Here is a 26,160-nt window from a genome sequence, read left to right as displayed (position 1 = left end):
GTCCAGCCACCCGAAAGGGGCCGCCCCGGTGTGGGGCGGCCCCTTACGGCGCGGGTAGGCGTCAGCCCGTGACCAGGCGGGTCACCTGCCCCACCACCGGCAGGTCGTTGATCGCACCGCCGCTGGTGAGCGGGTCGGTGAGCAGGGCGGTCGACACCGGCTGGAAGTCGGCGACCTGGGTGCCCACCGCGTTGTCCAGCGGGTCCACCCCGGTCTTGGCCAGCGGGTGCAGCTGGAGGTTGGTGACGGGACGGATGCTGTTGGTCAGCGAGGTCCCGAGCGCGCTGGTCACCGCGGGCCCGGCGCTCTCGGTGACCGCCTGGACGGCCGTGAGGCCCTGCTCGGGGATCTCGGCGACCGGAGGCAGCTGGGGAGCGGCCTGCGCGGAGCCCGCACCGGCCCCCAGGGCCGCTCCCAGCGCGGTCACGGTCAGACCGGCGCGCAGCAGGGCGCGGCGTTCGGGCTTGCGTGCGTGAAGTGCCATGTTTCCACCTGATCGACCTGGTCGGGTAATCGTCCGTACGCGCAGAGTAGTTGAGGTGTGACGCTGGATACCAACAGGAGGCCCGGGTGGTCCCCTGCGCGGGTCAATGCCTCACACTTCTGTTCTGTGAGTTCCCGTTCCCTCCCGATCCCGACCCGCGTCGTGCTGCTCGCGGGCCCCTCCGGCTCCGGCAAGTCCGTCCTGGCCGCCCGCACCGGCCTCCCGGTGCTGCGCCTGGACGACTTCTACAAGGAGCACGACGACCCGACGCTGCCCCGGGTCCCCGGCTCCACGGACATCGACTGGGACTCCGCCGCGTCCTGGGACGCGGACGCGGCGGTGGCGGCCATCGCCGAGCTGTGCCGGTCGGGCCGTACGGACGTTCCGGTGTACGACATCGCCACCAGTTCCCGTACGGGCCACGAGGGCTTCCACATCGATCGCTCGCCGCTCTTCGTGGCCGAGGGCATCTTCGCGGCGGACATCGTGGGCCGCTGCCAGGAACTGGGCCTGCTGGCGGACGCGCTGTGCCTGCGCGGCCGCCCCTCCACCACGTTCCGCCGCCGCCTGGTCCGGGACCTGCGCGAGGGCCGCAAGTCGGTCCCGTTCCTGCTGCGCCGGGGCTGGCGCCTGATGCGGGCCGAACGCCGCATCGTGGCCCGCCAGACGGCTCTGGGGGCGTACCCGTGCGCCAAGGACGAGGCGCTGGGCAGGCTGGCGGCAGCGGCGGCGGGGCGGTGCCGACGGGTGACGGTGGGGGCGCGGGTCCCAAAGTAGCCGCCCGCCTCAGCCGGTGGCGCAGCCGAAGGTCTTGGCGGCGGCTTTCACGAAGGGGGCGAAGCACGCGTCCGGTGCGGCTCGCGCGCTTCCAGGTACCGCAAGCCCGGCCTGACCGCCAGATAGAGCGGATCACCCTGGGCACAGGGCAGGATCATCTTCTGCGCGTTCACGACTTCGGCCGCACCGCCCTCCGGGGCCTTGCCCCGGGCCGTGCCCGGCGCCTTCCGCACGGCGGCGGCGAACAGCGGGTCCCGGGAGGCCGTGTACGTCATGAAGCCGGCCGCACGGACGATGCCGGACGGGCCGTCGTCCAGGAACAGGCGGCAGGACCACGGACCGGACGGGGCCTCGTCGGAGACGGGCGGCACGAGCGGTCCGGGCTTCTGGGGCAGATCACCGCAGTGCGCGGCGGCCGCGACGGAGCGAGCGGTGCCGGTGGTCAGTGCGGCGAACGCGGCACGGTCGGAGATGGGCCCGGTGGTGCTGACCCTGACCATCACGGGCTGCTTCGCCGTCCAGCACATTCGTGTTGCGCCAGGCGTGCAGCAGCCCCGCGACCACCAGGACCACAGCGGCCACGACCGCCCAGACCTTCCACGCCGGACGCGTACGGCCTGCTGCGCCTGCTGTGCTCACACGCTCACTTCCTGGTTCGCCGAAGCCGAGGGCATCGTTCGCCGGGGCCGAGGGCATCGGCGGCGACCACACCGTAACGGCCACGGCGCACAGCGAACGGGGCCGTACAGGACCCCCCGGCCCGTACGACCCCGCTGCCTCTCCCCCGTGTCCCGCGCCTCCCCCGAAGCGGCGGGCCGTTCCCCCGTGTTTCCCCCGGACCCCCTCGGATCCCGTTTTCACTGCTCCCCCGTGGTTCCCCCGCACATCCCCCGTGGGTTCCCCGCTTCTCCCCCGTGGCCCCTGCCTCCCCCGAAGCAGTGGCCGTTCCCCCGTAGCCTCAGGCCACCAGCTCGCCGAAGGACTCCTGCTCGTCACGGCCGAAGCTGAGGACCTCGTCCTCGCGCAGCCGGCGGAGGGACCGCCAGATGCTGGACTTCACCGTGCCGACACTGATGTCGAGGATCGACGCGATCTCCGGGTCGGTGCGGCCCTCGTAGTACCGCAGGACCAGCATCGTGCGCTGGAGTTCGGGCAGCCGGGCGAGTGCCTGCCAGAGCACCGCCCGCAGCTCCGTGCCGCGCATCGCGTCCGTGTCGCCCACCGTCTCCGGCAGCTCCTCGGTCGGGTATTCGTTCAGCTTGCGCCTGCGCCAGGCGCTGATGTGCAGGTTGGTCATGGTGCGGCGCAGATAGCCGCCGACCGCCGCCTTGTCGCTGATCCTGTCCCACGCCCGGTACGTCGAGAAGAGGGCGCTCTGGAGCAGGTCCTCGGCCTCGAACCGGTCGCCGGTCAGGTGGTAGGCGGTGGCGTACAGGGAGGCCCGCCGCTCCTGGACGTAGGCCGTGAACGCCGCTTCGGCGCCCTCGGTCTCCGTTCGGGTGCGGTCCCCCGTGACCTCCCCGTACGCGCTTCCCCCGTGGTCCCCCGTGCTTTCCCCCGTGGGCGCCTCGACCACCGTCATGTACGGCTTGCGCGGCTGCTCCGCGGCCGGCTGCGACGGCAGGTGATGACGCCCTGCGCTCCGAACACACCCCCGCAGGTTCGTCGCGTTCATCGCACCGGACTTCTCCGCGCTCCGGCCGACATCGTGGAGACGCGTCACAACTGCGCTTGAGCTGGTGCTGTGCAGTGCGTTCATCTCGCGCCCCCTATCGGTGGAGATCGGTGAAGTCCTTCGTTCGTTTTCCTGCTGACCAAGAGCTTGCCGGGGCAGTTTCATGGCGCTGTCCCCCGACTGTCACAGGCCTGTCACAGGGGCAGTTGTGGCCGTGCCCGGCACGGTTCGCGGCCGTGCCCGGAGAACGGGAGGGGGCCACAGGTCGAACTGAAGCGCCACCATGGGCCAGAATGACGCTCGTGCCTTTCCTGTTGCTGATCGAGGACGACGACGCCATCCGCACGGCCCTCGAACTCTCGCTGTCACGCCAGGGCCACCGTGTGGCCACCGCGGCGACGGGAGAGGACGGCCTGGAGCTGCTGCGCGAGCAGCGCCCCGACCTGGTCGTGCTGGACGTCATGCTGCCCGGGATCGACGGTTTCGAGGTGTGCCGGCGCATCCGGCGCACCGACCAGCTGCCGATCATTCTGCTGACCGCGCGCAGCGACGACATCGACGTCGTGGTGGGACTGGAGTCCGGCGCGGACGACTATGTGGTCAAACCCGTCCAGGGCCGGGTGCTGGACGCCCGGATCCGGGCGGTGCTGCGCCGGGGGGAGCGCGAGTCGACCGACTCGGCGACCTTCGGCAACGTGGTCATCGACCGCTCCGCCATGACCGTCACCAAGGGCGGTGAGGATCTGCAGCTCACGCCGACCGAGCTGCGGCTCCTGCTGGAGCTGAGCCGCCGGCCCGGCCAGGCCCTCTCCCGCCAGCAGCTGCTGCGCCTGGTGTGGGAGCACGACTACCTGGGCGACTCACGCCTCGTGGACGCCTGTGTGCAGCGGCTGCGCGCCAAGGTGGAGGACGTGCCGTCCTCGCCGACCCTGATCCGTACGGTGCGGGGCGTGGGCTACCGGCTGGACTCGCCTCAGTGACGGAGAGAACCAAGCGGTCGATCCGGGCCGGTCTGCGCTGGACCAGCCTGCGGCTGCGGCTCGTCGTGGTGTTCGCGCTGGTCGCGCTGACCGCCGCGGTCTCCGCCTCGGGAATCGCGTACTGGCTCAACCGCGAGGCCGTGCTGACCCGTACGCAGGACACCGCTCTCGACGACTTCCGGCGGCAGATGCAGGAGACGGCGGCGACGCTGCCGGTGCGGCCCCCCAAGGACGCCCTCCAGCGGGCCGCCGGGCAGATGGCCTCCGGCGGCCCCGGCTACAACGTGCTGCTGGAGGACGAGCGCGAGCGCGGCAAGCCGATCGTCGGCTACTCGGACCTGGACGCCTTCACCCTGGACGACGTACCGGAGTCGTTGCAGAAGCAGGTGGCCTGCAAGCAGCCGCTGACCTCGAACAACGAGCACGAATACCACCTGTTCTGGCAGCGTACGAGCATCGCGGGCACCCCGTACCTCGTCGCCGGTACGCGGATCATCGGCGGCGGCCCCACCGGGTACATGCTCAAGTCCCTCGACCAGGAGCGGCAGGACCTCAACTCGCTGGCCTGGTCGCTGGGGATCGCCACCACCCTGGCGCTGATCGGTTCGGCGCTGCTGGCCCAGGCCGCCGCCACGACGGTGCTGCGCCCGGTGCAGCGGCTCGGCGACGCGGCCCGCAAGCTCGGCGAGGGCAAACTCGACACCCGGCTCACCGTCTCCGGTACGGACGAACTCGCCGATCTCTCCCGTACGTTCAACAGGACCGCGAGCTCGCTGGAGAAGAAGGTCGCGGACATGAGCGCGCGGGAGGAGTCCAGCCGGCGGTTCGTCGCCGACATGTCGCACGAGCTGCGCACCCCGCTGACCGCGATCACCGCGGTGGCCGAGGTGCTGGAGGACGAGGCGGACAGCCTCGACCCGATGATCGCGCCCGCCGTGCACCTCGTGGTGAGCGAGACCCGGCGGCTGAACGACCTGGTGGAGAACCTGATGGAGGTGACCCGCTTCGACGCGGGCACCGCGCGCCTGGTCCTGGACGACGTGGACGTGGCCGACCAGGTCACCGCGTGCATCGACGCCCGGGCCTGGCTGGACGCGGTGGACCTGGACGCGGAGCGCGGCATGATGGTCCGCCTCGACCCGCGCCGCCTCGACGTGATCCTGGCCAATCTGATCGGCAACGCGCTGAAGCACGGCGGTTCGCCGGTGGGGGTCCGGGTGCGGACCGAGGGCGAGGAGCTGGTCATCGAGGTACGGGACCACGGCCCCGGCATCCCCGAGGAGGTGCTGCCGCACGTCTTCGACCGGTTCTACAAGGCCAGCGCCTCCCGGCCGCGTTCGGAGGGCAGCGGGCTCGGCCTCTCCATCGCCATGGAGAACGCGCACATCCACGGAGGCGACATCACGGCCGCCAACTCCCCCGACGGCGGTGCGGTGTTCGTCCTGCGGCTGCCGCGCGACGCCGAGAAGCTGACGGGGCGCGGGGCGTCGTCGGACCAGGACCCGAACGGGCGGGACGGGGGCGCCGGCGGCAAGGGCGAGGACGGTGGGGTGTCATGAGGGGTGGTTCCCGGTTGCTCGCGGGTCCGTCCCGGCTGCCGCGGGGTGCGGCCGCCGTGTCCCGGCCGCGCAGGCGTGGTGCCGTCGTGTCCCGGCTGCGCAGGCGTGCGGCCGTCGTGCTCGGCGCCGTGCTGGCCGTCGCCGCGCTGGCCTCGGGGTGCGGGATCCGGACGACGTCCGTGCCCGTGGACGCCGGTGCCGCGCCCTCCCGGGGGCCGTGCAAGGTGCCCTCGGCGGATGTCACGACCCGGTCGCCGGAGAGCGTGGCGGCGTCGGTGTACCTGTTGTGCGCCTCGCAGCTGGTGGCCGTGGACCGGCCGGTGCCCGCCGTCGCGTCCGGCTCGGGCCGGCTGGCGGCCGCCCGCGCCCTGCTGGAGCAGGTGCAGCAGGCACCGCCCGAAGACGAGCGCGTGGCCGGGTTCTCCACGGCGGTCCCCTCCGGGCTGCGGGTGGCGCCCTCGCGCTCCGGCGACCCGGCGGGCACCCTGCGGCTGAGCAGCCAGCCCGAGGACCTGTCGACGGAGGCGCTGGCGCAGCTGGTGTGCACGTACGCGGAGAACGAGGCGCTCGTGACGAACGGCACGGTGGTGCTGGGCGGGCCCGGGGAGTACCCGCCGCGCGGCTATCTGTGCACCTCGCAGACGAAGTCCCGGCCGCAGGACGTGACGACCCCGGACGCACTCGAACTGGACTGAGGGCCGACCGGACCGGACCGGACGACGGTCGGCCGAACCGGACTGAGGACCGGCCGAACCGGACCGGGGGCCGGTCGAACCGGACCGAGGGGCGGCCGGACCGGACCGAGGGCCTGGTCGAACCGGGCCAAGGGCCGGTACGCCGCAGACCCCCGGCGAAGTCACCGGAACCGATCCTGCCGCTCGGGGCGTCCTGGTGGATGTGCGTCAAGGTTCGGACGGTCAGACCGTCATCCACTTCCGCGCGGCGGGGGTCACTCTCCTCTTCGCGCATCTGCTGCTCGTCGGGTGGCTGACGCTGCGCCCGCTGGACGTGCCCTGGATCACCGCCGCCAACTTCGAGCCGCTCGCCTCCATCAGGGCCGACCTCGCGCTGGGCCCGGTCGAGGCCGCGCGCCGGATCGGCGGGGCCCTGGTCCTGCTGGCCCCGCTCGGGGTGCTGCTGCCGATGGCCGGGGGCCGGGTCTTCGTCTCCCCCTGGGTGTCGCTGCTGCGGACGGTGGCGGCCGGGGCGCTGATCTCGCTCGCCATCGAGTTGGGCCAGACCGGGGTGCCCGGCCAGGTGGTCGACATCGACTCGGTGCTGCTGAACACCACCGGTGTGGTCCTGGCCCATCTGCTGGTCGTCCCGGTCTGCCGGGCGCGGCTGCGCCGCCGGGGGGTGCCGGGCGTACGGGACCTCCCCCGGTACCGGCAGGAGGCCCGTCTCAGGGACGAGGCCCCTGGGGGGTCGACCCCGACGATTACCAGGGTCGGCATCGCCCCGTAGAGCGATGCTTTGTCCCCCTCGGCCGAGGCACCATGGATACATCGGGAGCGGCACAGACCGGCTCCCGGCTTCCCGGCGGAGCAGGACACGACAGACCCGCTCCCACCGCTACGTCTCGCGAAGGAGCCCACCATGGCCGCACTGGTCCGCCCCACCGGAGGCCGCATGATCGGCGGAGTGTGCGCGGGGCTGGCACGGCGCTTCGGCACCTCGGCCGCCACGATGCGCGTCATCTTCGTCGTCTCGTGCCTGCTGCCCGGCCCGCAGTTCCTGGTCTATCTGGCCCTGTGGGCGCTGCTGCCCTCGGAGAAGTCCTCCTCGTCCGCGACGGCCTGGTGACGCGAGGGGCCGAGGCGGCCTCCGTACACACGCGTGTGGGGCGCACACCCTGATCAGGGTGTGCGCCCCACACGCGTCTACGGGTTCGGTCAGCCGCCGAGCGGGATGCCGTTGGCGGTCAGGCCCTGCGTGGGCAGTCCGCCGAGCAGGCCGGTGACCGGGGCGGCGGCGTCGGTGGCGTCGCCGCCGAGGACCTTGCCGACGGTCTCCTGGACCGGCGCGTTCTGGGCGGCCTTGGCGACGGTGTCCAGCGCCATGGTGGAGACGGGGAGCGCGCCGGCCGCGGTGTCGAGGGGCAGCGAGGGGGCAGCGGAGGCGCTCCCGGCGGCGGCAGCGGCGAAAGCGGCACCGAGGGCGGCGACACCGAGAGTCTTGGCAGCGGTCTTCTTCATGAAGAATTCATCCTTGGGGAGGGGGATGTGAGCGGCTCTGCACGGTAGTCATCCCGCGGCCCCGTCCGCAAACATCCCGACACGCAGAAGATGGCCGGGATTTCGTATCCCGGCCATCTTCCGTGTCCCGAACGTCAGCTCGCCGAAGCGGCAGAACCGCTGGTCACAGCGGTCTGCCGGAAAAGCCACTCGGACTTCAGCTCGGCATAACCGGGCTTGACGACCTCGTTGATCATCGCGAGACGTTCGTCGAAAGGAATGAAAGCTGATTTCATCGCATTGACGGTGAACCACTGCATGTCGTCGAGTGTGTATCCGAATGCCTCGGTCAGCAGCTCGAATTCACGGCTCATGCTCGTTCCGCTCATGAGGCGGTTGTCCGTGTTCACGGTGACGCGGAAATGCAGCTTCCGCAGCAGCCCGATGGGGTGCTCGGCGTACGAGGTGGCGGCGCCGGTCTGGAGGTTGGACGTCGGGCACATCTCCAGCGGGATGCGCTTGTCCCGTACGTAGGAGGCGAGGCGGCCGAGGGAGACCGAGCCGTCCTCCGCGACCTCGATGTCGTCGATGATCCGCACCCCGTGGCCGAGCCGGTCGGCGCCGCACCACTGGAGGGCCTGCCAGATCGACGGCAGGCCGAAGGCCTCGCCCGCGTGGATGGTGAAGTGGTTGTTCTCCCGCTTGAGGTACTCGAACGCGTCGAGGTGGCGGGTGGGAGGGAAGCCGGCCTCGGCGCCCGCGATGTCGAAGCCGACGACTCCCTGGTCGCGGTAGCTGTTGGCCAGTTCGGCGATCTCCAGCGCGCGGGCGGCGTGCCGCATCGCGGTGAGCAGGGCGCCGACCCGGATGCGGTGGCCGTTGGCGCGGGCGATGCGCTCGCCCTCGCGGAAGCCCGCGTTGACCGCCTCGACGACCTCTTCGAGGGTCAGGCCGCCCTCCAGGTGCTGCTCGGGGGCGTACCGGATCTCGGCGTACACGACGCCGTCCTCGGCCAGGTCCTCGGCGCACTCGGCGGCCACCCGGAAGAGCGCGTCGCGGGTCTGCATGACGGCGCAGGTGTGGGCGAAGGTCTCCAGATACCGGGGCAGCGAACCGGAGTCGGCGGCCTCGCGGAACCAGATGCCGAGCTTGTCGGCCTCGGCCTCGGGGAGGGAGTCGTAACCCTGCGCGCGGGCCAGCTCGATGATCGTGCCCGGCCGCAGGCCGCCGTCGAGGTGGTCGTGGAGCAGCACCTTGGGGGCGCGCCGGATCTGGTCGGAATCAGGGACATTCGGGGTCTGGCTCGTCATCTTGGCACTCTAGCGCCTACGCGCGTAGAGCGCTTGTCGGCGCTAGTCGTCGATGCGCAACAGTGACCGGAAAGTCGGGTGGAGTACACCTGCTCTTCTGAGACTGTTCTGTCATGGCACAGCGCGCACTCCCCCTGCCTGCTGCGAGGCTGGGACGGGCCGTACAGACGGCCGGAGCACCATACGAGGTCAGCGGCGTGGTCCTGCTGCTCCCGGACGGCGAGCCCGACTCACGGCGCCGTCCCTCCCCCCTGTCGTACGCGATCCAGCTGCCGTTCGCCCGTGCGCTGGCGCGCGCCGGGGAGGGCGACGGGCTCGCGGTGCACGTCCTGCGCTACCGCTGCCGGGGCTGGAACGACACCGACGCGCATCCGGCGCAGGACGCGGCCTGGGCGGTCGACGAGATCCAGCGGCGGTACGGGGACGTGCCGGTCTGCCTGGTCGGCCATGGCATGGGCGGCCGTGCGGCGCTGCGGGCCGCCGGGCACGGGTCGGTCACCTCGGTCCTGGCGATGGCGCCTTGGCTGCCGGACCACGCCGCCGCCGAGCCGGAGCCGGTGAAGCAGCTGGTGGGACGGCGGGTGCTGATCGTGCACGGCACCAACGACGAGCGTACGGACCCGGAGTTGTCGTACCGGCTGGCCGAGCGGGCGAAGAAGTCCAACCGGGACACCTGCCGCTTCGAGGTCCACTCCGACGGCCACGCGCTGCGCCAGCACCGCTCCGAAGTGGTGGCGCTGGCGGCCGACTTCGTACGGGGTTCACTCTTCGCCCGCTCGTACGCCCGCCCGGTCAAGGACGCGCTGGCCGCACCGCCGCCGCTGGGGCTGCGGATGCCGCTGGCGGCGGGTTTCGGACGGTCGCTGCGGCACTGAACGCGCGGCGCCTCACGGGGCGGAGCCCGTACGATGGGCCAGGCGGAGCCCGTACGACAGGCTGGACGGGGCCCGTACGACAGGCCACGACTCGGGCCGTACGTCAGCCCGGCCTCAGGCCGTACGTTCCCCTCCCAGGCGCCGCACCAGCAGCACCCCGGCCGTCCACGCGACCGCGCAGCCGGCCGCGGCGGTCAGCAGGGCCAGCCCCACGGCGAGTTGGGCGGTGGCGGTGTTGCCCGGCTTCGTGGTCGTGGGCTGGCGCAGATCGTTCTCAGGGGGCGTCAGCCGCGCTTCTTCTTTCGGCGTTCCTTCTTCTCACCAGAGCTGATGTACGCGCGGGGGTCGGTCAGGTGCGGTGGAGGAGCGTCATCGGTCCACGCTTCGAAGAACGCGTCCACGTGTGCCTGCAAGCGGGCGAGTTGAGGATCAGGGCCCGCCCCGTGACTGACGTGAAAGCTCCGCGTGGTTTCGTCCCAGGCGCACAGCAGGGGCCGGGCAACCCCCGTCGAAAGCCACTGCGATGTCGTCCAGGAAGGCCGGCTCGGCGCCCTGTTGCAGCTCGCGGAGGGACGTATAGGCGCAGAGCCACTCGTCGTCATCCACGACAAGGAGTGGATCGGACACCTGCCGCTCCGGTCGCTGTTCCACTGCCGAAGCCCTCTCTCCTACCACCACCCCTCCCAGGGACGGTGATTGCCGATGCCCCCCTTACCCCGACGGTGGTATTGGATGAACTTTCAGCGGGACTTGTTCTTGATCCCATGGCTGTGCAGCCCGAACTTGCGGGTGCCCTTCCAGGCGAAGCCGGTCCCACCGCCGCCTCCTCGGCTGAACTTGAGGCCGACGCGCCAGGTCTTCATACCGTGTCCGATGATGCGGCCCGCGGTTCCGTAGGCTCCGATCGACGCGCCGCAGGCCACGGCACCCACGGTGCCCGCAGTGATGGCGCCACACTTCAGGGTCTTGCGCCACCAGGACTTGCCGTCGAGGTCGTACTGGCTGACGGGGTCGCCAGGCTAGCCGTAGCGGTTGTCGCTGCATCCGCCTCCCTCCCCGACCTGGCCCGGACCGCGTCGGCCACGAACAGCAGGGCAGAGGCGGGGAAGACGGAGAGGGAGAGGGTGAGAACGGCATCGAACGAGGCACCGAAGAGGTGGTCGAGGAGCATTCTCGACATGATCCCGAAGGCCGCCGGAAAGGCCCGACAAGCCGCCGCGAGGGAGAATATGTCGTAGGCCTATTCGGCATCGGACCCGCCCCGCTGGGCTTGGCGAATCCACGTCGTCAAGTCAGGCTGCAAGCTTGCCGACTTTCCCCCTGCCGAAATTCCTGAGGATGGATCGGTACAGGATTCGAGCGACGGCGACCGGTACCGCCTCTACCATTCCGACGCACCGGTCGAACGCACTTCTCGTGGCCCTTGCCGGGCACCGATCCACTCTCTTGGCCCCCTGATGCGCCGTGTGCTACTTCGGCGAACCTGCGGAGCGGTCTTCGTTCTTCGATGCTCTTTCAAGAACCCACGCGATCGCCAACACCAGCGTCGAGCAGAGGAAGAGTCGCTTGCTGTCTGAATCCCCATACAGCACGGATGCCACAATACCCAAGGCGAGCGCAATCAGCCCAGCCGTAAATACTGCTGTTGAAGCTCTCTTCGCTTGGTTTGCCATAATTACTCCCGAATCGCGGGGCCGGCCGACCAGAAGGAAATGGCCGGCCGGCCCTGAGCAGTGCAGGTCGACTACGTCAGCGGGTCATTCACCAACGCCATGACCGTGATTTTCTGTGATTGCGGAAATGTTTCGCGTGCTTCCCGCTCCGGGGGGCCCATCTGACCAACGCACGCCCCGCCCCATAGCGGACTCCGGCCCCGAGTCCGAACCCGAGGGAGGCTGTGCCTCCGCCGTAAATCGCGGCACGCCCGACTTGACCCCAGGTTGCCTTACGGTTGCCGAGCTTCTTTGCAGCTCCCCCAGCGATCATACCGACGCAGCCCCATGTGGGACTTGGCCGCCTTGGCCGAGGCCCACTCCTGAACCATGGTCGTGACGTCGGCGTTGATCCACCCGTCCGGGGCCGCGGTGCAGGACGGGTTGCCGTTCGTCTCCGTCGAGGTGGCCCTCTTCGCCGTCCACGCCGGCTGCGCGGTCCAGCGCGAGGAGGTGGGGGCGGCTCCGGCCGCCCAGACCTCCCAGGACTGCGCCTTGCAGTCGGTGTTACCCGAATGGAAGTTCCACAGCGACAGCTTGGCGTCCGTCACCAGGGCGTCGGCGATCGGTGCGGTGTTCCAGGAGATGAAGGAACGGGCCGTACGGGGGGTGCCGTTGGCGTTCGTCGTGCCCGGGTTCCCGAGGTCCAGCTCCACATCGGTGGACCAGTCACGGGTCTCGCCCTGCTGGACGTAGGTGTCGAAGACGTTGGAGAGGGCGGACGTGGAGGGGTCGACGGTGACCGGGTACTTCGTCTCCGGGTCGGCGAGGAACGTCGCGTCCGGCGTGACGACCAGGTCCACGCCCTCGTCGTTCTTCACGACCTTCATCGCCACCGGCACGCGGCGGGTGTGCTCACCGGAGACCTCGTCCACGGTGGCGTCCCACATCACCGGGGCGGGCATGACGGCGGTCTTCTTGTTCTTCTCGTCGGTGAACACCACGCTGCCATCGGCCTGTTGCTCGGCCTCCAGGCCCTTCGCCTTCAGCGGCAGCGTGTAGGTGTAGCCGTCGGCGGCCGGGCGCTGCTTGATCTCGACGTACTGCTCGAACCCGGTACGCGTCGCCTCCACGACCACATCCGCGCCGGGCACGGCGTTCACATACTCGGCGCGGGTGCTGTCCAGCTTCGGGGCGGGCAGACCGCCCTTCCACTGGAGGGTGATCTGCTCATCACCCTCGCCCAGGCTGACCAGGTCACTCGCCTTGGCCGACTGGGCCGCCTTCAGCGAGGCGGGCAGGGTGCCGGTGCGGCCGGAAAGCTTCAGCCCCTCCGGGTGCGCCTTCGGCTCCACCGAGCCGTCCGCCTGCGCGACCAGATCCAGATCGACCGTACGCCAGTCACCGGTCGCCTCGTCCTCGAAACGGACCGGACCCGCCGTCAACTCCGTGGTCAGCGAACCGTCCTTGTTCGCCCACGTCGTCGACGTCTCCGTACGCTCCGACAACGCCTCCACCCGCTTGCCCGACAACCGGGCAGCCACCCGGGCCGACGAAACGTCAGCGGCCTGCGTGACAGCAGCGGCCTTCTCCGGGACGGCCGGCTCCTGGCGCTGGGCCGCCATCGCGGCACTACCGTCCAGCAGCGTCACGGACAGGGCCAGAACCAGACTCCCCGCCAGATAGGAAGACTCCCCCCGAATCTCCGTGATGCGAAATCGATGAACCCAGGGCACGCACCCCCTCAGTCCGGCAGCAGATTCCCCCGCCGCGAGAGCAGGAACCGCTTGAAGGCGGCGACCGGCGGGGTGTCGGGGTGGCCGTCCAGCCAGGCGACGCCGATCTCGCGGACCGCGCGCGGGGCGGTGACCGTCAGTTCGACCACACCCGGGCGGGCAACGGCCGGGGGCGGCAGCAGGGCGACGCCCAGCCCGGCGGCGACCAGGCCGCGCAGGGTTTCCGCCTCCTCGCCCTCGAAGGCGACGCGCGGGGTGAAACCCGCCTCCGTGCAGAGGTCGTCGGTGATGCGGCGGAGCCCGTAACCGGGTTCGAGCGTCACGAACGTCTCGTCGGCGGCCTCCGCGAGGCGGATGCGGCGGCGGGAGGCGAGGCGGTGGTCGTCGGGGACCACCAGGCGCAGGCGCTGTTCGTCCAGGCGGCGGGTGACCAGGTCGGGGGCGTCGGGGACGGGTGAGGTGAGGCAGAGGTCGAGGCCGCCCGCGCGGAGGCGTTCGATCATGGCCTCGCCGTAGTTCTGCACGAGCTGGAAGCGGACCCTCGGGTGGTCGGCGCGGAAGGCGCGGATCAGGGCGGGTACGGTCTCCGAGCCCATGGTGTGCAGGAAGCCGAAGGAGACCCGGCCCGTCGTGAGGTCGGCGTCCGCGCGGACCGCGTCGGCTGCCTTCTCCACCTCGGCCAGGGCCCGTTCGGCCGAGGTGAGGAAGGTGCGGCCGGCCGGGGTGAGCGAGACCGTGCGGCCCTTGCGGGCGAACAGGGCGACGCCCAGGTCCGCTTCGAGCCGGACCATGGCCCGCGAGAGCGTGGACTGCGGGACGCCGAGCTCGTGTGCGGCGCGGGTCACATGCTCGTGGCGGGCGACCGCCTCGAAGTACGCGAGGCGGGGCGCGAGGACGGCCCGGATGTCTTCTTCGTAACTGCTTGGTGACAGCCGGGGCTGTGAGCTGCGTTGATGCGCCATGGGATCGATTATGGCGGTTTCGTGCATTGGACGCATGAAACGCGGCGCTCTACGTTCGTCGTATGCCTCCCGCCGATACCGGGGCATCCACCGTGATCGTGGATGCCTCTGCCCCGTCGTCCCCCGTCATCACCTCCCGCGCCGCCGCTCCCGCTGCCGCCACCGAGCGCCTGGAGCCCGGCCGCCCCGGCTACCGCAAGATGAGCTTCGCGCTCTTCGCCGCCGGTGTCGCGGCCTTCGCCCTCCTCTACTCCACCCAGGCCCTGCTGCCCGCGATCTCCGCCTCGTACGGAGTGAGCGCCGGTCAGGCGAGCTGGACGGTCTCCGCGGCGACCGGCGCCCTGGCACTGTGTGTGCTGCCGCTGAGCGCCCTGTCGGAGCGGTTCGGGCGGCGGCAGATGATGACGGCCTCGCTGACGGTCGCGGTCCTGGTCGGGATGCTGGTGCCGTTCGCCCCCTCGATCGGCTGGCTGATCGCGCTGCGGGCCATCCAGGGTGCGGCGCTCGCCGGGCTTCCGGCCTCCGCGATGGCGTACCTCGCCGAGGAGGTCCGGCCCAAGGCGCTGATCGCCGCGATCGGGCTGTTCGTCGCGGGCAACAGCATCGGCGGCATGAGCGGCCGCATCCTCACCGGCTGGGTCGCCCAGGCCTGGGGCTGGCGCGCGGCGCTCGCGGCGGTCGGTCTGCTCGCGCTCGCGTGCGCCGTCGCCTTCCACTTCCTGATCCCCCGGGCCCGTAACTTCACCCCCGGAACGCTCAACCCGAAGGCGCTGGCGAAGACCGTCGCCACGCACCTCGGCAACCCGCTGCTGGTGCGGCTGTACGCGATCGGCGCGCTGTTCATGACCGTGTTCGGCGCGGTCTACACGGTGATCGGCTACCGGCTGGTCGAGGAGCCGTTCTCGCTGCCGCAGGGCATCGTCGGGTCGATCTTCCTGGTCTACCTGGTCGGTACGGTCTCCTCCGCCGCGGCCGGACGCCTGGTGGCCCGCCTCGGCCGCCGGGGCGCGCTCTACCTCGCGGTCTCCACCACCACGGCCGGGCTGCTGCTCTCGCTCGCCGACCAGCTGGCCTCCGTACTGCTGGGCCTGGTGCTGATCACGGCCGGGTTCTTCGCGGGGCACGCGGTCGCCTCGTCCTCGGTGAGCCGGACCGCCACGACGGGCCGGGCGCAGGCTTCCGCGCTCTACCAGTCGGCGTACTACCTGGGCTCCAGCGCGGGCGGCACACTCGGCGCGGTCGCCTTCCACGCGGGTGGCTGGGCGGCGACGGTGGCGCTGGGCCTGCTCGCGGTCCTCGGCGTCGTCTCCATCACCCTGTACGGGACCCGGGTGGCGCGGGCCGAGCGGCGGGCGCTGATTCCGGCGACCCGCTGACCCGCAGAGAGCCCGTCCCGGAGTTCCGGAGGCTGTAATTCCGGCTATGCCGGAACGCGACGCAACCGAGACCTGCCCCGTGCAACCTCCCCTCCCCTTCGCGCGTCTACCAGGCGTAACCACAAAACCACTGTGGGCGAAGGGGAGTTGGGCACATGGGAGTGATCGCGAAAGTACCGGGAGGGCGGCTGCGACGCGGGGCCGCGCTCTCCGTGGCCGGTCTGGTGGCGGCACCCGCCCTGGTCCTGGGCACCGGCACCACGGCCCAGGCGGCCTCCTGCACCACCTCCACCGGGCCGCACCAGAAGCAGGTCGAGAAGTTCCTGAAGCGGCCCGTCGACGGCAAGCAGTCGGCGGCCGACTGCAAGGCGATCCAGAAGTTCCAGAAGGCCCACGGAATCACCCCCACCATCGGGTACGCGGGGCCGCTGACCTGGCGCACGATGAACACGATGCTCGCCCAGAAGGCGGCCGGGAAGAACCCGAACAAGGCCGGGAAGTGCCCCACCGACAAGGGGCGCATCGCCTGTGTCGACCTGACCCGGCAGCTGAGCTGGATCCAGGACGGCAAGAAGCTGAAGTACGGTCCGGTGCCGGTGCGGACCGGCCGGGACGGCGCGGAGACGCGTACGGGCGCCAAGAAGATCTACTGGCGCAGCATCAACCACTGGTCGACGATCTACAAGGTGTGGATGCCGCACGCGCAGTTCTTCGACGGCGGCCAGGCGTTCCACTCGGTCACCAAGTCCATGTACAACCCGCCGGGCTCCGGCGGCTGCGTCAACATGCGCCCCGCCGACGCGAAGGCATACTGGAAACTGCTGAAGAACGGCGACGACGTGTACGTCTACGGGCGCAAGCCCGGGACCTGACCGGGCCTGACCGGCGATCGCCCATCGGCCTCTTTCCACCCCTGTTGTCAGTGGCCTGCGGTAGCTTCCGACGTACCGGGTGACGGATGCCGCGGCGCGGCCGCGGGACAGGGGTGGAGCGATGAGCGATCTGACCACGAGGACGGCCGCGGGGGCGGGGGCCGGCGCTGCGGACGGCGCGGGCCCCACGGATGTCGACGCCCGCCTCGAAGGCCACCGCACCGAGCTGACCGGGTACTGCTACCGGATGCTCGGCTCGGCGTTCGAGGCCGAGGACGCGGTGCAGGACACCCTGGTGCGGGCCTGGCGCAACTTCGACAAGTTCGAGGGCCGCTCGTCCTTGCGCTCCTGGCTCTACCGGATCGCCACCAACGTCTGCCTGGACATGCTGAGCGCGGGCAACAAGCGGGCCCGCCCGGTCGACCTGACGGGCCCGACCCCCCTCGCCCAGGCCGCCCTCAGCCCCCGGCCGGAGAATGTCTGGCTGGAGCCGATGCCGGACGGCCGCATCCTGCCGACGGTCGAGGACCCGGCGGAGGCGGCCGTGGCGCGGGAGTCGGTGCGCCTGGCGTTCGTCGCCGCCCTCCAGCACCTGCCGCCCAAGCAGCGTGCCGTGCTGATCCTGCGCGAGGTGCTCGCCTGGAAGGCCGCCGAGGTCGCCGAGCTGCTGGAGACCTCCGTCGCCTCGGTCAACAGCGCCCTCCAGCGGGCCCGCGCCACCCTGACGGAGACGGAGGGGCGGGTCCCGGACGCGGCGGACCCCCTCGACGAGGAGCAGCAGAAGCTTCTGGAGCGCTATGTGAAGGCGTTCGAGGGGTACGACATGGCCGCCCTGACCGCGCTGCTCCACGAGGACGCGGTCATGACGATGCCGCCGTTCGACCTGTGGCTCCAGGGCACCTCGGACATCACGGGCTTCATGACCACCATGGGCGCGTCCTGCGCGGGCTCCCGGCTGTTGCCCGTGTCGGCCAACGGCTCCCCGGGCTTCGCGCACTACAAGCCCGACCCGGAGGGCGGCGGTTTCGTGCCGTGGGCGGTGCAGGTCATCGACGTGCAGGACGGGGCGATCTCGGGGATGCACTGCTTCCTGGACGTGGAGCGCTGGTTCCCGCTGTTCGGCCTGCCCGACCGGCTTCCGGCAGCGACGGACGAGGGCTGACCGGACCGGTACGAGGGCGGACCGATTCGGTACGAAGGCTGACCGACGCGCTACTGGGGCCTGTTGCGAAAGTGGAATCTGTTCCTAGATGAAAATTTGGCCATATGGTCAGTAACGTAACCTTGGACGCATGCCGCGCCCTCGCAAGTTCGAAGAACGTGACGTCATCAGTAGTGCCAGCGAGGTGTTCGTCGTGAACGGCCTCGCTGCCACGACCCTTGACGATTTGGTGCGAGCGACCGGGTTGGGGAAGCAGAGCCTTTACAACGCGTTCGGAGGAAAACGAGAGCTGTTCCTGCGGGCACTCTCGGAGGATCGCGACGAGGCGGCGCGCGCTGTCTCGGAAGCGCTCCAGCACGGCGACGCGTCCCCGTTGGAGCGGATCCGGGGCCACATGCTGCGCATGGCGATCGAGTTCAGCCGCAGCGATAGCCGGGTCTCACTCGCCACGCGTGCTCTCGTCGAGTCGACCGGCGAGCAGGATCAGCTCTCCACGGTCACCAGGGCCGGCATCGAGGAGCTCGCCGGAATCTACGCGCACTGCCTAGAGGACGCCCAAAAGAGTGGCGATCTGCCGGCGGACGCGAACCTGACGTCGCTGGCGATGTACTTCGTCGCCGTCATCCGAGGGATGGAGCTGGTCGGCCGGGCGGGAGTCGGTCGTGCCGCGCTCACCGCGGTCGCACTCGACGCACTCCGCGTGCTCCCGGGCCGAGCGGACGCGGATCCCGCGCAGGCGTAGAGCCCTCCACGTCCGCCCTCCGCCGCTTATGGCATCGGTCACATCTCCGGTCTAGTTTTTGTCTCCATGGTCAAAAAATGTTTTATTGACCATGGAGACAAAAACTAGGGAAGAGTGATCATGAACTCTCTAAAGGGCAAGGTTGCGGTCGTGACCGGCGGAAATGCGGGCATCGGCCGGGCGATCGCACAGGCGTACCACGCCGAGGGCGCGCGGGTGTTCGTTACCGGTCGCCGCCAGGCACAGCTCGACGAGGTCGAGGCCGAACTCGGCCCCCAGGTGACCGGGATCCGCTGCGACGTGGACCGGCTCGACGACCTCGACAGCCTCTACAGGACGGTCGTCGAACAGGCCGGACACATCGATGTCCTGGTCGCCAACGCCGGCATCGGGATCGCCGCCCCGCTCGGGGAGATCACCGAGGAACAGGTCGACGCCATGCTCACCACCAACGTCAAGGGCCCACTGTTCACCCTGCAGAAGGCGCTGCCGCATCTGTCTCCGGGAGCCTCGATCATCTTCACCGGATCGTCGGCCGCCACCCGACCGCAACCGGCCCTGCCTGTCTATGGGGCGACCAAGGCAGCGCTGCGCAACCTGGTCCGCGGATTCGCCCACGGCGCCGGGGCGGGCGGATATCGCATCAACATGCTCTCACCTGGCGGCACCCGCACTCAGGGCCTGATCGACCTGATCCCGGCCGAACAACTCGCCGCCGCCGGAGCTGCGATCCCCCTCGGCCGCCTGGCCGAACCCGAGGAGATCGCTGCAGCAGCCGTCTTCCTCGCCTCTGACGCCTCCAGCTACCTCAACGGCTCCGAACTCGCCGTCGACGGCGGCAGCGCACAGATCTAAGTCTGGTGTGAAAGTGCTGCTCGCAGCCACTCGTTGATGGCTGCGACCAGCACGGTCGCCTCGTATCGAGACTGGGAGTTTCTCGTATCGCGTAGCGACGGCGCGGTGCCTCTTGAGACGGTTGATCCCGCACTCGACCGCATGGCGCTCACGGTAGTCAGCCTTGTCGAACTCCGGCGGCCGACCGCCGCGGGAGCCGAGCTTGCGCCGGTTGCGCGCCTGGTCGGTCTTGTCCGGGATGGTGCAGCGGATCCCGCGACGGCGCAGGTAGGCGCGATTCTCGCGGGAGGCGTACGCCTTGTCGGCTCGCACGCGATCGGGGCGGACGCGTGGCCGGCCCGGCCCGATGCGGGGCACGCGGACTTTCTCCAGCACTGGTTCGAACTGCGGCGAGTCTCCGCGCCGCCCGGCCGTGATCACGGTCGACATGGGCCTTTGGCCCTGCTCGACGGCCAGGTGCAGCTTGGTGGTGAACCCACCGCGCGAACGTCCCAGCCCGTGATCACCGGGCTCGGTGAACACGCCGCCTGGCGGTTCCTTCCGCAAGTCGCCCTGTCTGCGGCCCCCAGCCGCGTGCTGGTGGGCGCGGCACACCGTGGAGTCGACACTCAGATCCCACACGATCGTGCCTTTCGCGTCGGCCAGGGACTGGAGCCGGATGAGGATCCGCTGCCAGGTACCGTTCCGCTGCCACCGGCGGAACAGGCCGTAGACCCGGCCCCACGGCCCGTACTCGACGGGTACGTCCCGCCACGGCACACCGGTCCGGACCCGGAACCGTATGCCGTCGATCAACTGCCGCCGGGACCAGACCGGTGGACGCACCGGCTTCCTCCCCTTCGGCAACAACTGCGCCAGCACCGCCCACTGCTCGTCCGTGAGATCTCCGCGCGCCATGAACCGTGATCATCCACAGCCCAAGAGCCACTTTCGATACACGGCCTAAGGCTGACCGGACCGGTACGGACGCTGTCCGGCCCGGTCGGTCACGGGCCCGGCACGCGCTCCTCCGGCCCCTCCAGGGCGACCACGTCCGCCAGCCCCACCAGGTCCAGCAGCCCCTGGAGTTCGGGGCCCACGCGGCGCAGCCGCAGCTGCCGTCCGGCCCGGCGGGCGACGAGTGCCAGCCGGGCCACGGCCTCGACCAGGACCAGGTCCGCCCGGTCCGCACCGCCCACATCGCACTCGACCAGCGCGGCGGCGCCCCGGGGGCCCTTCAGCAAGGTCTCCAGCTCCGCGCAGAGGGCCGGTACGGCGTCACGGGTGAGGTGTCCGGTGACGACGAGGACGATCGGATCGATGGCTGCCACAACGGGAGGACCGGTCCGGCGACCGAAACTCATCGCCGCCCCGGGGCGGTTTCCAGCCAGAGAGAGTCAACTCACAACTCATACACATCCCTTGCGAACCCCTTCACGATTTTCACCCTCTAGATTGAGTGAACGGTTCAGAGGAACCGCCTCATTCTCCAGGGGGAGAGTTGCACAGACATGTGAAGAGGGTGGGGGTCCCGGCTGTCGCCGCTGCCGCCGCCGTCGCGCTCGCCGCGGGCATGACCACGCCCGCCGCCGCCCAGCCGGTCGCGCCCGCAGCCGCGGGCAAGGCGGTCCCGGGCCCCGCGGGCAAGGCCGCGCACCAGCTGACGCTGATCACCGGTGACCGGGTGTCCGTGGACGCCAAGGGCCGGGTCGTGGGCTTCGAGCCCGCGGAGGGACGCGCCGGGATACCGGTGCACAAGCGGATACGTGACGGGCACACGCTCGTCATACCCGCCGACGCCCAGCGGCTCATCGCCTCGGGCAAGCTGGACCGGCGGCTGTTCGACATCACCGAGCTGAACCGGCCGGAGAACCGCCGGGCCCAGAAGAAGGACCTGCGGCTCATCGTCAGCTACCGGGGCGCGCAGAGCGCCCGGGCGAAGGCGGAGGTCCGGGACGCGGGCGCCACCCGGATCGGCCGGAGCCTGGCGTCGCTGAACGCCGAGTCGGTCGAGACGCCGAAGGCGGACGCCCCGGACCTGTGGGAGGCGCTCACCAGCGAGCAGACGGGCGACGTCCAGCGCACCACCGCCGCCGGCGTCGACCGGATCTGGCTGGACGGCAGGCGCAAGGCGTCCTTGGACCGCAGCGTCGCCCAGATCGGGGCGCCCACCGCCTGGAAGGCCGGTTACACCGGCAAGGGCGTCAAGATCGCGGTCCTGGACACCGGCGTGGACGGCACCCACGACGACCTCAAGGGCAGGGTCGCCGCGGCGAAGAACTTCACCAAGTCACCCGACCTCAAGGACCGCATCGGTCACGGCACCCACGTAGCCTCGATCGCCGCGGGCACGGGCGCCAGGTCCGGCGGCAAGTTCAAGGGGGTCGCCCCGGACGCCAAGCTCCTGGCCGGCAAGGTGCTCGGTGACGACGGGTTCGGTGACGACTCCGGCATCCTGGCCGGGATGGAGTGGGCGGTCGCCCAGGGCGCCGACATCGTCAACCTGAGCCTCGGCGGCGAGGACACCCCCGGGGTGGACGCGCTGGAAGCCGCGGTCAACAAGCTCTCGGCCCAGAAGGGCGTCCTGTTCGCCATCGCGGCGGGCAACGAGGGCAGCGGGGCGGGCACCGTCGGCTCGCCGGGCAGTGCGGAAGCCGCGCTGACCGTCGGCGCGGTCGACGTGAGCGACAAGCTGGCGGGCTTCTCCAGCCGTGGCCCGCGCGTGGGCGACGGCGGCGTCAAGCCCGATGTCACCGCCCCCGGCGTAGCGATCACGGCGGCCTCCGCCAAGGGCTCCGAGATCGCTGCGGAGGTCGGCGAGAACCCGCCCGGCTACCTCACGATCGACGGTACGTCGATGGCCACCCCGCACGTCGCGGGCGCCGCGGCCCTGCTCAAGCAGCAGCACCCTGAGTGGACGTACACGCAGCTGAAGAGCGTGCTGGCGTCCTCCACCAAGCCCGGCGCGTACATCCCGTTCCAGCAGGGCACGGGCCGGATCGCGGTGGACCGGGCGCTCACCCAGTCCGTCGTGAGCGAGCAGGCCTCGGTCAACCTCGGTGTGCAGCAGTGGCCGCACAACGACGACGTCCCGGTCACCAAGCCGGTCACCTACCGCAACCTGGGCACCACGGACGTCACACTCGACCTGACGGTCGACGGCACCGGCCCGAAGGGCAAGCCCGCTCCGGCCGGTTTCTTCACCCTCGGCGCCTCGCAGGTCACCGTGCCCGCGGGCGGCACCGCCCAGGTGGCGCTGACGGCGGACACCCGGCTCGGCGGCGCGGAGGTGGGCTCGTACTCCGCGTACGTCGTGGCCACGGGCGAGGGCCAGAGCGTCCGTACCTCGGCCGCGGTGGACCGTGAGCGCGAGTCGTACGACGTCACGCTGAAGGCCGTCAGCCGCACGGGCAAGATCCCGGCCGCGGCGGACGTCGAACTGGACGACCTGGGCGGGAGCGCCGACGGCGCCTCCTTCACCTCGGCCTTCAAGAACGGCGTGGCCACGGTCCGGGTGCCCAAGGGCACCTACGTCCTGAACGGCAGCGTCGTCACGGACCCCAAGAAGAAGGGGGACGTCGACTGGCTCGCCCAGCCGAAGCTGAGCGTCACGAAGAACACGACGCTCACGCTGGACGCCCGGAAGACCAAGCCGGCCGCCGTCACCCTTCCGGCGAAGGGGGCCAAGCTCCGCGGCATCCAGACCGAGTACTCGGTCAAGACCAAGCAGTTCGAGATCACCTACGGCTGGATGGTCGGCGCCAAGGGGACCCTCCGCACCGCCCACATGGGCCCGAAGATCACCGACGGCTCGCTCAGCCAGCGGTGGGCCGGCAGCTGGAACACCGGCGGGTCGGGCGACTACAGCATCGCGACCGGCGGCAAGGCCACCCAGTTCGCCACGGGCTTCAAGCGGACGTACAAGGCGAACCAGTTCGCCACGGTGAAGCTGACCATGGGCGTCGGCGCGGTCAAGAAGAAGACCGCTGAGGTCTACCCCGTCGCCGCGCTGCCGGGCGGCTACGAGATGTACGGCGCGCCCGCCAAGCAGGCGCTGCCGGGCGTCCGTACGATCCGCCTCGCCACCACCGACAAGACCCGCTGGGGCCTGGACTTCGCCCAGGTCGGCGGCAAGGACAAGAAGGGCTACCCGGTCTACGAGGCGGCGTACTCCCTCGGGAACCCCGTCGCCTACAAGGCCGGCAAGTCGTACGCGAAGACCGTGAACACCGGGGTCTTCGGCCCCCGGCTGACCGGGTACGACGGCATCTACCGCGACGACAACGAGATCGCCGGCCTCCTTCCGCTGCTGGCGGACGGCAAGGGCAACGACGGTGCGCCGGAGTTCTCCTCGGTCGCGACGGTGCTCCACCGCAACGGCAAGAAGTACGCCCAGATGAAGGACCCGCTCCAGGGCTGGGACTACTTCACGGTTCCGGCGGGCAGCGCCGACTACAAGCTCACCTCGTCGGTGAAGCACAGCGCGAAGATCGGCGCCCTCTCCACCCGGGTGGACGTCAGCTTCTCGTTCCGCTCCAAGAAGGGGTACACGAAGCTCCCGGCCTCCACCGTCCGCTTCACCCCCGCGCTCTCCACGGACGGCCGGGCCGCGGCGGGCAAGACGGTCTCCGTGCCGGTGACGGTGCAGGGTTCGGCCGCCGGGAAGAACCTCAAGTCGCTGACGACGTACGTCAGTTACAACGGCGGCAAGACCTGGAAGAAGGTCACCGTGAAGAAGGGCAAGATCACGGTGAAGAACCCGGCCAAGGGCAAGGGCATCTCCTTCTCCGCCAACGTCACCGACAAGAAGGGCAACAAGTCCTCGGTGAAGATCTACAACGCGTACCTGGGCAAGTGACCCGGTAACGCGGGCGGTTCACCCCACCCGCACGCAACGGCGGCCCGCCGCACGGAACTTCTTCCGTGCGACGGGCCGCTCGCTTGTGCCCGGAGCCCAGGTGTCAGCTGGAGGTGTCAGCTGACCGGGAAGACGCCGGTGTCCAGGTCGAGTCCGAAGGGTTCGGGGAGGCTGATCCTCCCGCCGTACTCGACCGTTTCCAGCACCCGGTAGGTGCCGCCCTCCGGCTCCCCGTAGAGCGTCGCGGTCGGACGCCCGGAGTGCCAGGGGTCGAGGAGCAGGAACAGCTCCACCCCGGCCTTCGCGTAACCGTTGACCTTGCTGACGCGGTCGTGGTTGGCGTTGGCCCGGGAGGTGATCTCGACGACGAGGCGGGCCTCGGCGGCGGGCACGTCATAGCCCGGCCCGGAGACCGCTGTGCGAGGCAGGACGACGAGGTCGGGGACGTAGATCCCGCCCCGTACCGGCAGGGCGACGCCGAGGGTCTGGTAGATACCCCAGTCCTCCGGGATGACGCCGTACAACCTCCGTTGGATCAGGGCGACGGTGCTGTGGTGATCCTTGGACGGCGGCGGTGACACGGTGACGATCTCGTCGATGATCTCCACTCTGCATCCCTTGGGCGCGTCCGTCTCCTCACGGATCCGGACGAGGTCGTCCCAGTCATGGCCGGGGTCCGGTGCGGGTTGGCCGGCGCATGCGCTCATGACGGTGTCTTCCTCTGTCGGCACGTCACCGAGTCCAGCATGCCGAACGGGACCGGCGGCAGTCCACCGGTCCCGTTCACCCGTACGAGGAAACCGCAGGTCAGGCGATACGTTCCCGCACCACCGGCAGCGGGGCGAACGACGTGCCCGCCGGGGCGATGTCGTACGCGTCCGGCAGGGCCTTGAGGGCGTAGTCGAACTTCTCCGGGGTGTCCGTGTGCAGCGTCATCAGGGGCTGGCCCTCGGTGACCGTGTCGCCGGGCTTGGCGTGGAGTTCGACGCCCGCGCCCGCCTGGACCGGGTCCTCCTTGCGGGCGCGGCCCGCGCCCAGGCGCCAGGCGGCGACGCCGACGTCGTAGGCGTCCAGGCGGGTCAGGACGCCGGAGGAGCGGGCCGTCACCACGTGCTGCTCGCGGGCGGTGGGGAGGGGGGCGTCCGGGTCGCCGCCCTGGGCGGAGATCATGCGGCGCCAGACGTCCATCGCGGAGCCGTCGGCGAGCGCCTTCTCCGGGTCGGCGTCCTTGAGGCCCGCCGCGTCCAGCATCTCGCGGGCGAGGGCCAGGGTGAGGTCGATGACGTCCTGGGGGCCGCCGCCTGCCAGGACCTCGACGGACTCCCGTACCTCCAGGGCATTGCCCGCGGTGAGGCCGAGCGGGGTCGACATGTCGGTGAGCAGCGCGACCGTGCGGACGCCGCTGTCGGTGCCGAGGGCGACCATGGTGGAGGCCAGTTCGCGGGCGTCCTCGATGGTCTTCATGAAGGCGCCGGAGCCGACCTTGACGTCCAGGACGAGCGCGCCGGTGCCCTCGGCGATCTTCTTGGACATGATGGAGCTGGCGATCAGCGGGATGGCCTCGACGGTGCCGGTGACATCGCGCAGCGCGTACAGCTTCTTGTCGGCGGGGGCCAGTCCGTCACCGGCGGCGCAGATGACCGCGCCGGTGGTGTCGAGGACGTTGAGCATCTCCTCGTTGGAGAGGTGGGCCCGCCAGCCGGGGATGGACTCCAGCTTGTCCAGGGTGCCGCCGGTGTGGCCGAGGCCCCGGCCGCTGAGCTGCGGTACGGCGGCGCCGCACGCGGCGACCAGCGGGGCGAGCGGCAGGGTGATCTTGTCGCCGACGCCGCCGGTGGAGTGCTTGTCGGTGGTGGGGCGGGAGAGCGCGGCGAAGTTCATCCGCTCGCCGGAGGCGATCATCGCGGCGGTCCAGCGGGCGATCTCGGTGCGGTTCATCCCGTTGAGCAGGATCGCCATGGCGAGGGCGGACATCTGCTCGTCGGCGACCTCGCCGCGGGTGTACGCGTCGATGACCCAGTCGATCTGCTCGGGGGTCAGCTCGCCTCGGTCCCGCTTGGTGCGGATGACGGAGATGGCGTCCATGGGAGTCCTTCCGGCCGGTGCGTATGCAGGAGTCCTGTCGACTCTAC

The 26,160-nt window shown here is 70.6% G+C and carries 25 protein-coding genes and 1 pseudogene; 13 read left to right on the top strand and 13 right to left on the bottom strand.

Annotation, left to right across the window (positions count from 1 at the left end):
- Positions 1-61 precede the first annotated feature (61 nt).
- Complete coding sequence (locus GTY67_RS22285) at positions 62-484, bottom strand: hypothetical protein (protein WP_093690641.1); 423 nt, start codon at positions 482-484, stop codon at positions 62-64.
- A gap of 126 nt (positions 485-610) precedes the next feature.
- Here GTY67_RS22285 and GTY67_RS22280 point away from each other — a divergent pair, with 126 nt between their 5' ends.
- Positions 611-1,261 (top strand): uridine kinase, encoded by a 651-nt coding sequence (locus tag GTY67_RS22280; protein WP_256062276.1) that lies wholly within the window; start codon positions 611-613, stop codon positions 1,259-1,261.
- A 47-nt stretch (positions 1,262-1,308) separates the two neighbouring features.
- Here GTY67_RS22280 and GTY67_RS22275 read toward each other — a convergent pair whose 3' ends face one another.
- Entirely contained in the window at positions 1,309-1,761 is a 453-nt protein-coding gene (locus tag GTY67_RS22275) for a hypothetical protein (protein ID WP_237502667.1), read from the bottom strand.
- Positions 1,762-2,219: 458 nt separating this feature from the next.
- On the bottom strand, positions 2,220-3,020 hold the full coding sequence (locus GTY67_RS22270; RefSeq protein ID WP_161279773.1) for a SigE family RNA polymerase sigma factor: 801 nt from the start codon (positions 3,018-3,020) through the stop codon (positions 2,220-2,222).
- A gap of 218 nt (positions 3,021-3,238) precedes the next feature.
- On the opposite strand from GTY67_RS22270, the gene afsQ1 reads away from it, so the two are divergent.
- The 5 genes from afsQ1 to GTY67_RS22245 all read left to right on the top strand — a co-directional run bounded on the left by afsQ1 (position 3,239) and on the right by GTY67_RS22245 (position 7,278).
- Entirely contained in the window at positions 3,239-3,916 is a 678-nt protein-coding gene (gene afsQ1 / locus GTY67_RS22265; protein WP_078533099.1) for a two-component system response regulator AfsQ1, read from the top strand.
- Complete coding sequence (locus GTY67_RS22260; RefSeq protein ID WP_161279772.1) at positions 3,913-5,475, top strand: HAMP domain-containing sensor histidine kinase; 1,563 nt, start codon at positions 3,913-3,915, stop codon at positions 5,473-5,475. The genes afsQ1 and GTY67_RS22260 overlap by 4 nt, the downstream gene beginning before the upstream one ends.
- A gap of 86 nt (positions 5,476-5,561) precedes the next feature.
- On the top strand, positions 5,562-6,170 hold the full coding sequence (locus GTY67_RS22255) for a hypothetical protein (protein ID WP_343238725.1): 609 nt from the start codon (positions 5,562-5,564) through the stop codon (positions 6,168-6,170).
- A 196-nt stretch (positions 6,171-6,366) separates the two neighbouring features.
- Complete coding sequence (locus GTY67_RS22250; protein WP_161279771.1) at positions 6,367-6,939, top strand: VanZ family protein; 573 nt, start codon at positions 6,367-6,369, stop codon at positions 6,937-6,939.
- Positions 6,940-7,071: 132 nt separating this feature from the next.
- The gene (locus GTY67_RS22245) at positions 7,072-7,278 is read left to right on the top strand and encodes a PspC domain-containing protein (RefSeq protein WP_161279770.1); all 207 of its coding nucleotides are present in this window, start codon (positions 7,072-7,074) and stop codon (positions 7,276-7,278) included.
- Positions 7,279-7,367: 89 nt separating this feature from the next.
- Here the strand turns inward: GTY67_RS22245 and GTY67_RS22240 are convergent, their stop codons facing one another.
- Together GTY67_RS22240 and GTY67_RS22235 are read right to left on the bottom strand one after the other, a co-directional pair.
- Positions 7,368-7,670 carry a hypothetical protein gene (locus tag GTY67_RS22240; RefSeq protein WP_093690629.1) on the bottom strand — a complete coding sequence of 101 codons (303 nt, stop codon included), beginning with the start codon at positions 7,668-7,670 and terminating at the stop codon, positions 7,368-7,370.
- 134 nt (positions 7,671-7,804) lie between these two features.
- Complete coding sequence (locus tag GTY67_RS22235) at positions 7,805-8,959, bottom strand: adenosine deaminase (RefSeq protein ID WP_093690627.1); 1,155 nt, start codon at positions 8,957-8,959, stop codon at positions 7,805-7,807.
- 197 nt (positions 8,960-9,156) lie between these two features.
- On the opposite strand from GTY67_RS22235, the gene GTY67_RS22230 reads away from it, so the two are divergent.
- The gene (locus GTY67_RS22230) at positions 9,157-9,834 is read left to right on the top strand and encodes an alpha/beta fold hydrolase (protein ID WP_093690625.1); all 678 of its coding nucleotides are present in this window, start codon (positions 9,157-9,159) and stop codon (positions 9,832-9,834) included.
- Positions 9,835-10,574: 740 nt separating this feature from the next.
- Here the strand turns inward: GTY67_RS22230 and GTY67_RS35335 are convergent.
- From GTY67_RS35335 to GTY67_RS22215, 4 genes and pseudogenes are all read right to left on the bottom strand, one after another.
- A complete protein-coding gene (locus GTY67_RS35335) occupies positions 10,575-10,697 on the bottom strand; it encodes a hypothetical protein (protein WP_272925806.1) in 123 nt (40 codons plus the stop codon).
- A gap of 606 nt (positions 10,698-11,303) precedes the next feature.
- Positions 11,304-11,507, bottom strand: coding sequence for a hypothetical protein (locus GTY67_RS22225; protein ID WP_161279769.1), 204 nt, complete (start codon positions 11,505-11,507; stop codon positions 11,304-11,306).
- A gap of 317 nt (positions 11,508-11,824) precedes the next feature.
- Positions 11,825-13,111 (bottom strand): annotated as a pseudogene (locus GTY67_RS22220) (DNRLRE domain-containing protein); the annotation flags it as partial.
- A gap of 119 nt (positions 13,112-13,230) precedes the next feature.
- Entirely contained in the window at positions 13,231-14,184 is a 954-nt protein-coding gene (locus tag GTY67_RS22215) for a LysR family transcriptional regulator (RefSeq protein WP_093690623.1), read from the bottom strand.
- Between the two features lie 62 nt (positions 14,185-14,246).
- Between GTY67_RS22215 and GTY67_RS22210 the strand changes: the two genes are divergently transcribed.
- From GTY67_RS22210 to GTY67_RS22190, 5 genes are all read left to right on the top strand, one after another.
- A complete protein-coding gene (locus GTY67_RS22210; protein ID WP_093690621.1) occupies positions 14,247-15,560 on the top strand; it encodes an MFS transporter in 1,314 nt (437 codons plus the stop codon).
- Positions 15,561-15,715: 155 nt separating this feature from the next.
- Positions 15,716-16,432, top strand: coding sequence for a L,D-transpeptidase (locus GTY67_RS22205; protein ID WP_161279768.1), 717 nt, complete (start codon positions 15,716-15,718; stop codon positions 16,430-16,432).
- 121 nt (positions 16,433-16,553) lie between these two features.
- Positions 16,554-17,594, top strand: coding sequence for a sigma-70 family RNA polymerase sigma factor (locus GTY67_RS22200; protein WP_093690617.1), 1,041 nt, complete (start codon positions 16,554-16,556; stop codon positions 17,592-17,594).
- 130 nt (positions 17,595-17,724) lie between these two features.
- On the top strand, positions 17,725-18,336 hold the full coding sequence (locus GTY67_RS22195) for a TetR/AcrR family transcriptional regulator (protein WP_161279767.1): 612 nt from the start codon (positions 17,725-17,727) through the stop codon (positions 18,334-18,336).
- A gap of 120 nt (positions 18,337-18,456) precedes the next feature.
- A complete protein-coding gene (locus tag GTY67_RS22190; RefSeq protein WP_093690613.1) occupies positions 18,457-19,191 on the top strand; it encodes an SDR family oxidoreductase in 735 nt (244 codons plus the stop codon).
- On the opposite strand, the gene GTY67_RS22185 is transcribed toward GTY67_RS22190, so the two are convergent.
- Positions 19,188-20,088 (bottom strand): IS5 family transposase gene (locus tag GTY67_RS22185; protein WP_202461527.1). Its coding sequence is split into 2 segments (ribosomal slippage): positions 19,188-19,247 and positions 19,249-20,088, totalling 900 coding nucleotides; the frame shifts between segments, so codons are not numbered across the junction. The genes GTY67_RS22190 and GTY67_RS22185 overlap by 4 nt on opposite strands.
- A gap of 89 nt (positions 20,089-20,177) precedes the next feature.
- The gene (locus tag GTY67_RS22180; protein WP_161279766.1) at positions 20,178-20,534 is read right to left on the bottom strand and encodes an STAS domain-containing protein; all 357 of its coding nucleotides are present in this window, start codon (positions 20,532-20,534) and stop codon (positions 20,178-20,180) included.
- A gap of 149 nt (positions 20,535-20,683) precedes the next feature.
- Between GTY67_RS22180 and GTY67_RS22175 the strand changes: the two genes are divergently transcribed.
- Positions 20,684-24,028, top strand: a complete 3,345-nt coding sequence (locus GTY67_RS22175) for a S8 family serine peptidase (protein ID WP_161279765.1) — start codon at positions 20,684-20,686, stop codon at positions 24,026-24,028.
- Positions 24,029-24,144: 116 nt separating this feature from the next.
- Here the strand turns inward: GTY67_RS22175 and GTY67_RS22170 are convergent, their stop codons facing one another.
- Together GTY67_RS22170 and GTY67_RS22165 are read right to left on the bottom strand one after the other, a co-directional pair.
- Complete coding sequence (locus tag GTY67_RS22170; RefSeq protein WP_161279764.1) at positions 24,145-24,735, bottom strand: Uma2 family endonuclease; 591 nt, start codon at positions 24,733-24,735, stop codon at positions 24,145-24,147.
- 100 nt (positions 24,736-24,835) lie between these two features.
- Positions 24,836-26,113 carry a thymidine phosphorylase gene (locus GTY67_RS22165; RefSeq protein ID WP_161279763.1) on the bottom strand — a complete coding sequence of 426 codons (1,278 nt, stop codon included), beginning with the start codon at positions 26,111-26,113 and terminating at the stop codon, positions 24,836-24,838.
- Positions 26,114-26,160 lie beyond the last annotated feature (47 nt).

The organism is Streptomyces sp. SID8374, assembly GCF_009865135.1.
GTDB lineage: Bacteria > Actinomycetota > Actinomycetes > Streptomycetales > Streptomycetaceae > Streptomyces.
Note: the sequence above shows the minus strand (reverse complement) of the source record. Positions and strands in the feature narration are given on the sequence as shown.

Excerpts from the sequence above, each read along its gene's own strand:
- GTY67_RS22210 (WP_093690621.1), top strand. The coding sequence starts at position 14,247 with ATGCCTCCCGCCGATACCGGGGCATCCACCGTGATCGTGGATGCCTCT.
- GTY67_RS22165 (WP_161279763.1), bottom strand. The coding sequence starts at position 26,113 with ATGGACGCCATCTCCGTCATCCGCACCAAGCGGGACCGAGGCGAGCTG.
- GTY67_RS22240 (WP_093690629.1), bottom strand. The coding sequence starts at position 7,670 with ATGAAGAAGACCGCTGCCAAGACTCTCGGTGTCGCCGCCCTCGGTGCC.
- GTY67_RS22170 (WP_161279764.1), bottom strand. The coding sequence starts at position 24,735 with ATGAGCGCATGCGCCGGCCAACCCGCACCGGACCCCGGCCATGACTGG.
- GTY67_RS22235 (WP_093690627.1), bottom strand. The coding sequence starts at position 8,959 with ATGACGAGCCAGACCCCGAATGTCCCTGATTCCGACCAGATCCGGCGC.
- GTY67_RS22285 (WP_093690641.1), bottom strand. The coding sequence starts at position 484 with ATGGCACTTCACGCACGCAAGCCCGAACGCCGCGCCCTGCTGCGCGCC.
- GTY67_RS22225 (WP_161279769.1), bottom strand. The coding sequence starts at position 11,507 with ATGGCAAACCAAGCGAAGAGAGCTTCAACAGCAGTATTTACGGCTGGG.
- GTY67_RS22275 (WP_237502667.1), bottom strand. The coding sequence starts at position 1,761 with ATGGTCAGGGTCAGCACCACCGGGCCCATCTCCGACCGTGCCGCGTTC.
- GTY67_RS35335 (WP_272925806.1), bottom strand. The coding sequence starts at position 10,697 with ATGAAGACCTGGCGCGTCGGCCTCAAGTTCAGCCGAGGAGGCGGCGGT.
- GTY67_RS22200 (WP_093690617.1), top strand. The coding sequence starts at position 16,554 with ATGAGCGATCTGACCACGAGGACGGCCGCGGGGGCGGGGGCCGGCGCT.
- GTY67_RS22195 (WP_161279767.1), top strand. The coding sequence starts at position 17,725 with ATGCCGCGCCCTCGCAAGTTCGAAGAACGTGACGTCATCAGTAGTGCC.
- GTY67_RS22215 (WP_093690623.1), bottom strand. The coding sequence starts at position 14,184 with ATGGCGCATCAACGCAGCTCACAGCCCCGGCTGTCACCAAGCAGTTAC.
- GTY67_RS22205 (WP_161279768.1), top strand. The coding sequence starts at position 15,716 with ATGGGAGTGATCGCGAAAGTACCGGGAGGGCGGCTGCGACGCGGGGCC.
- GTY67_RS22190 (WP_093690613.1), top strand. The coding sequence starts at position 18,457 with ATGAACTCTCTAAAGGGCAAGGTTGCGGTCGTGACCGGCGGAAATGCG.
- GTY67_RS22245 (WP_161279770.1), top strand. The coding sequence starts at position 7,072 with ATGGCCGCACTGGTCCGCCCCACCGGAGGCCGCATGATCGGCGGAGTG.
- GTY67_RS22180 (WP_161279766.1), bottom strand. The coding sequence starts at position 20,534 with ATGAGTTTCGGTCGCCGGACCGGTCCTCCCGTTGTGGCAGCCATCGAT.
- GTY67_RS22270 (WP_161279773.1), bottom strand. The coding sequence starts at position 3,020 with ATGAACGCACTGCACAGCACCAGCTCAAGCGCAGTTGTGACGCGTCTC.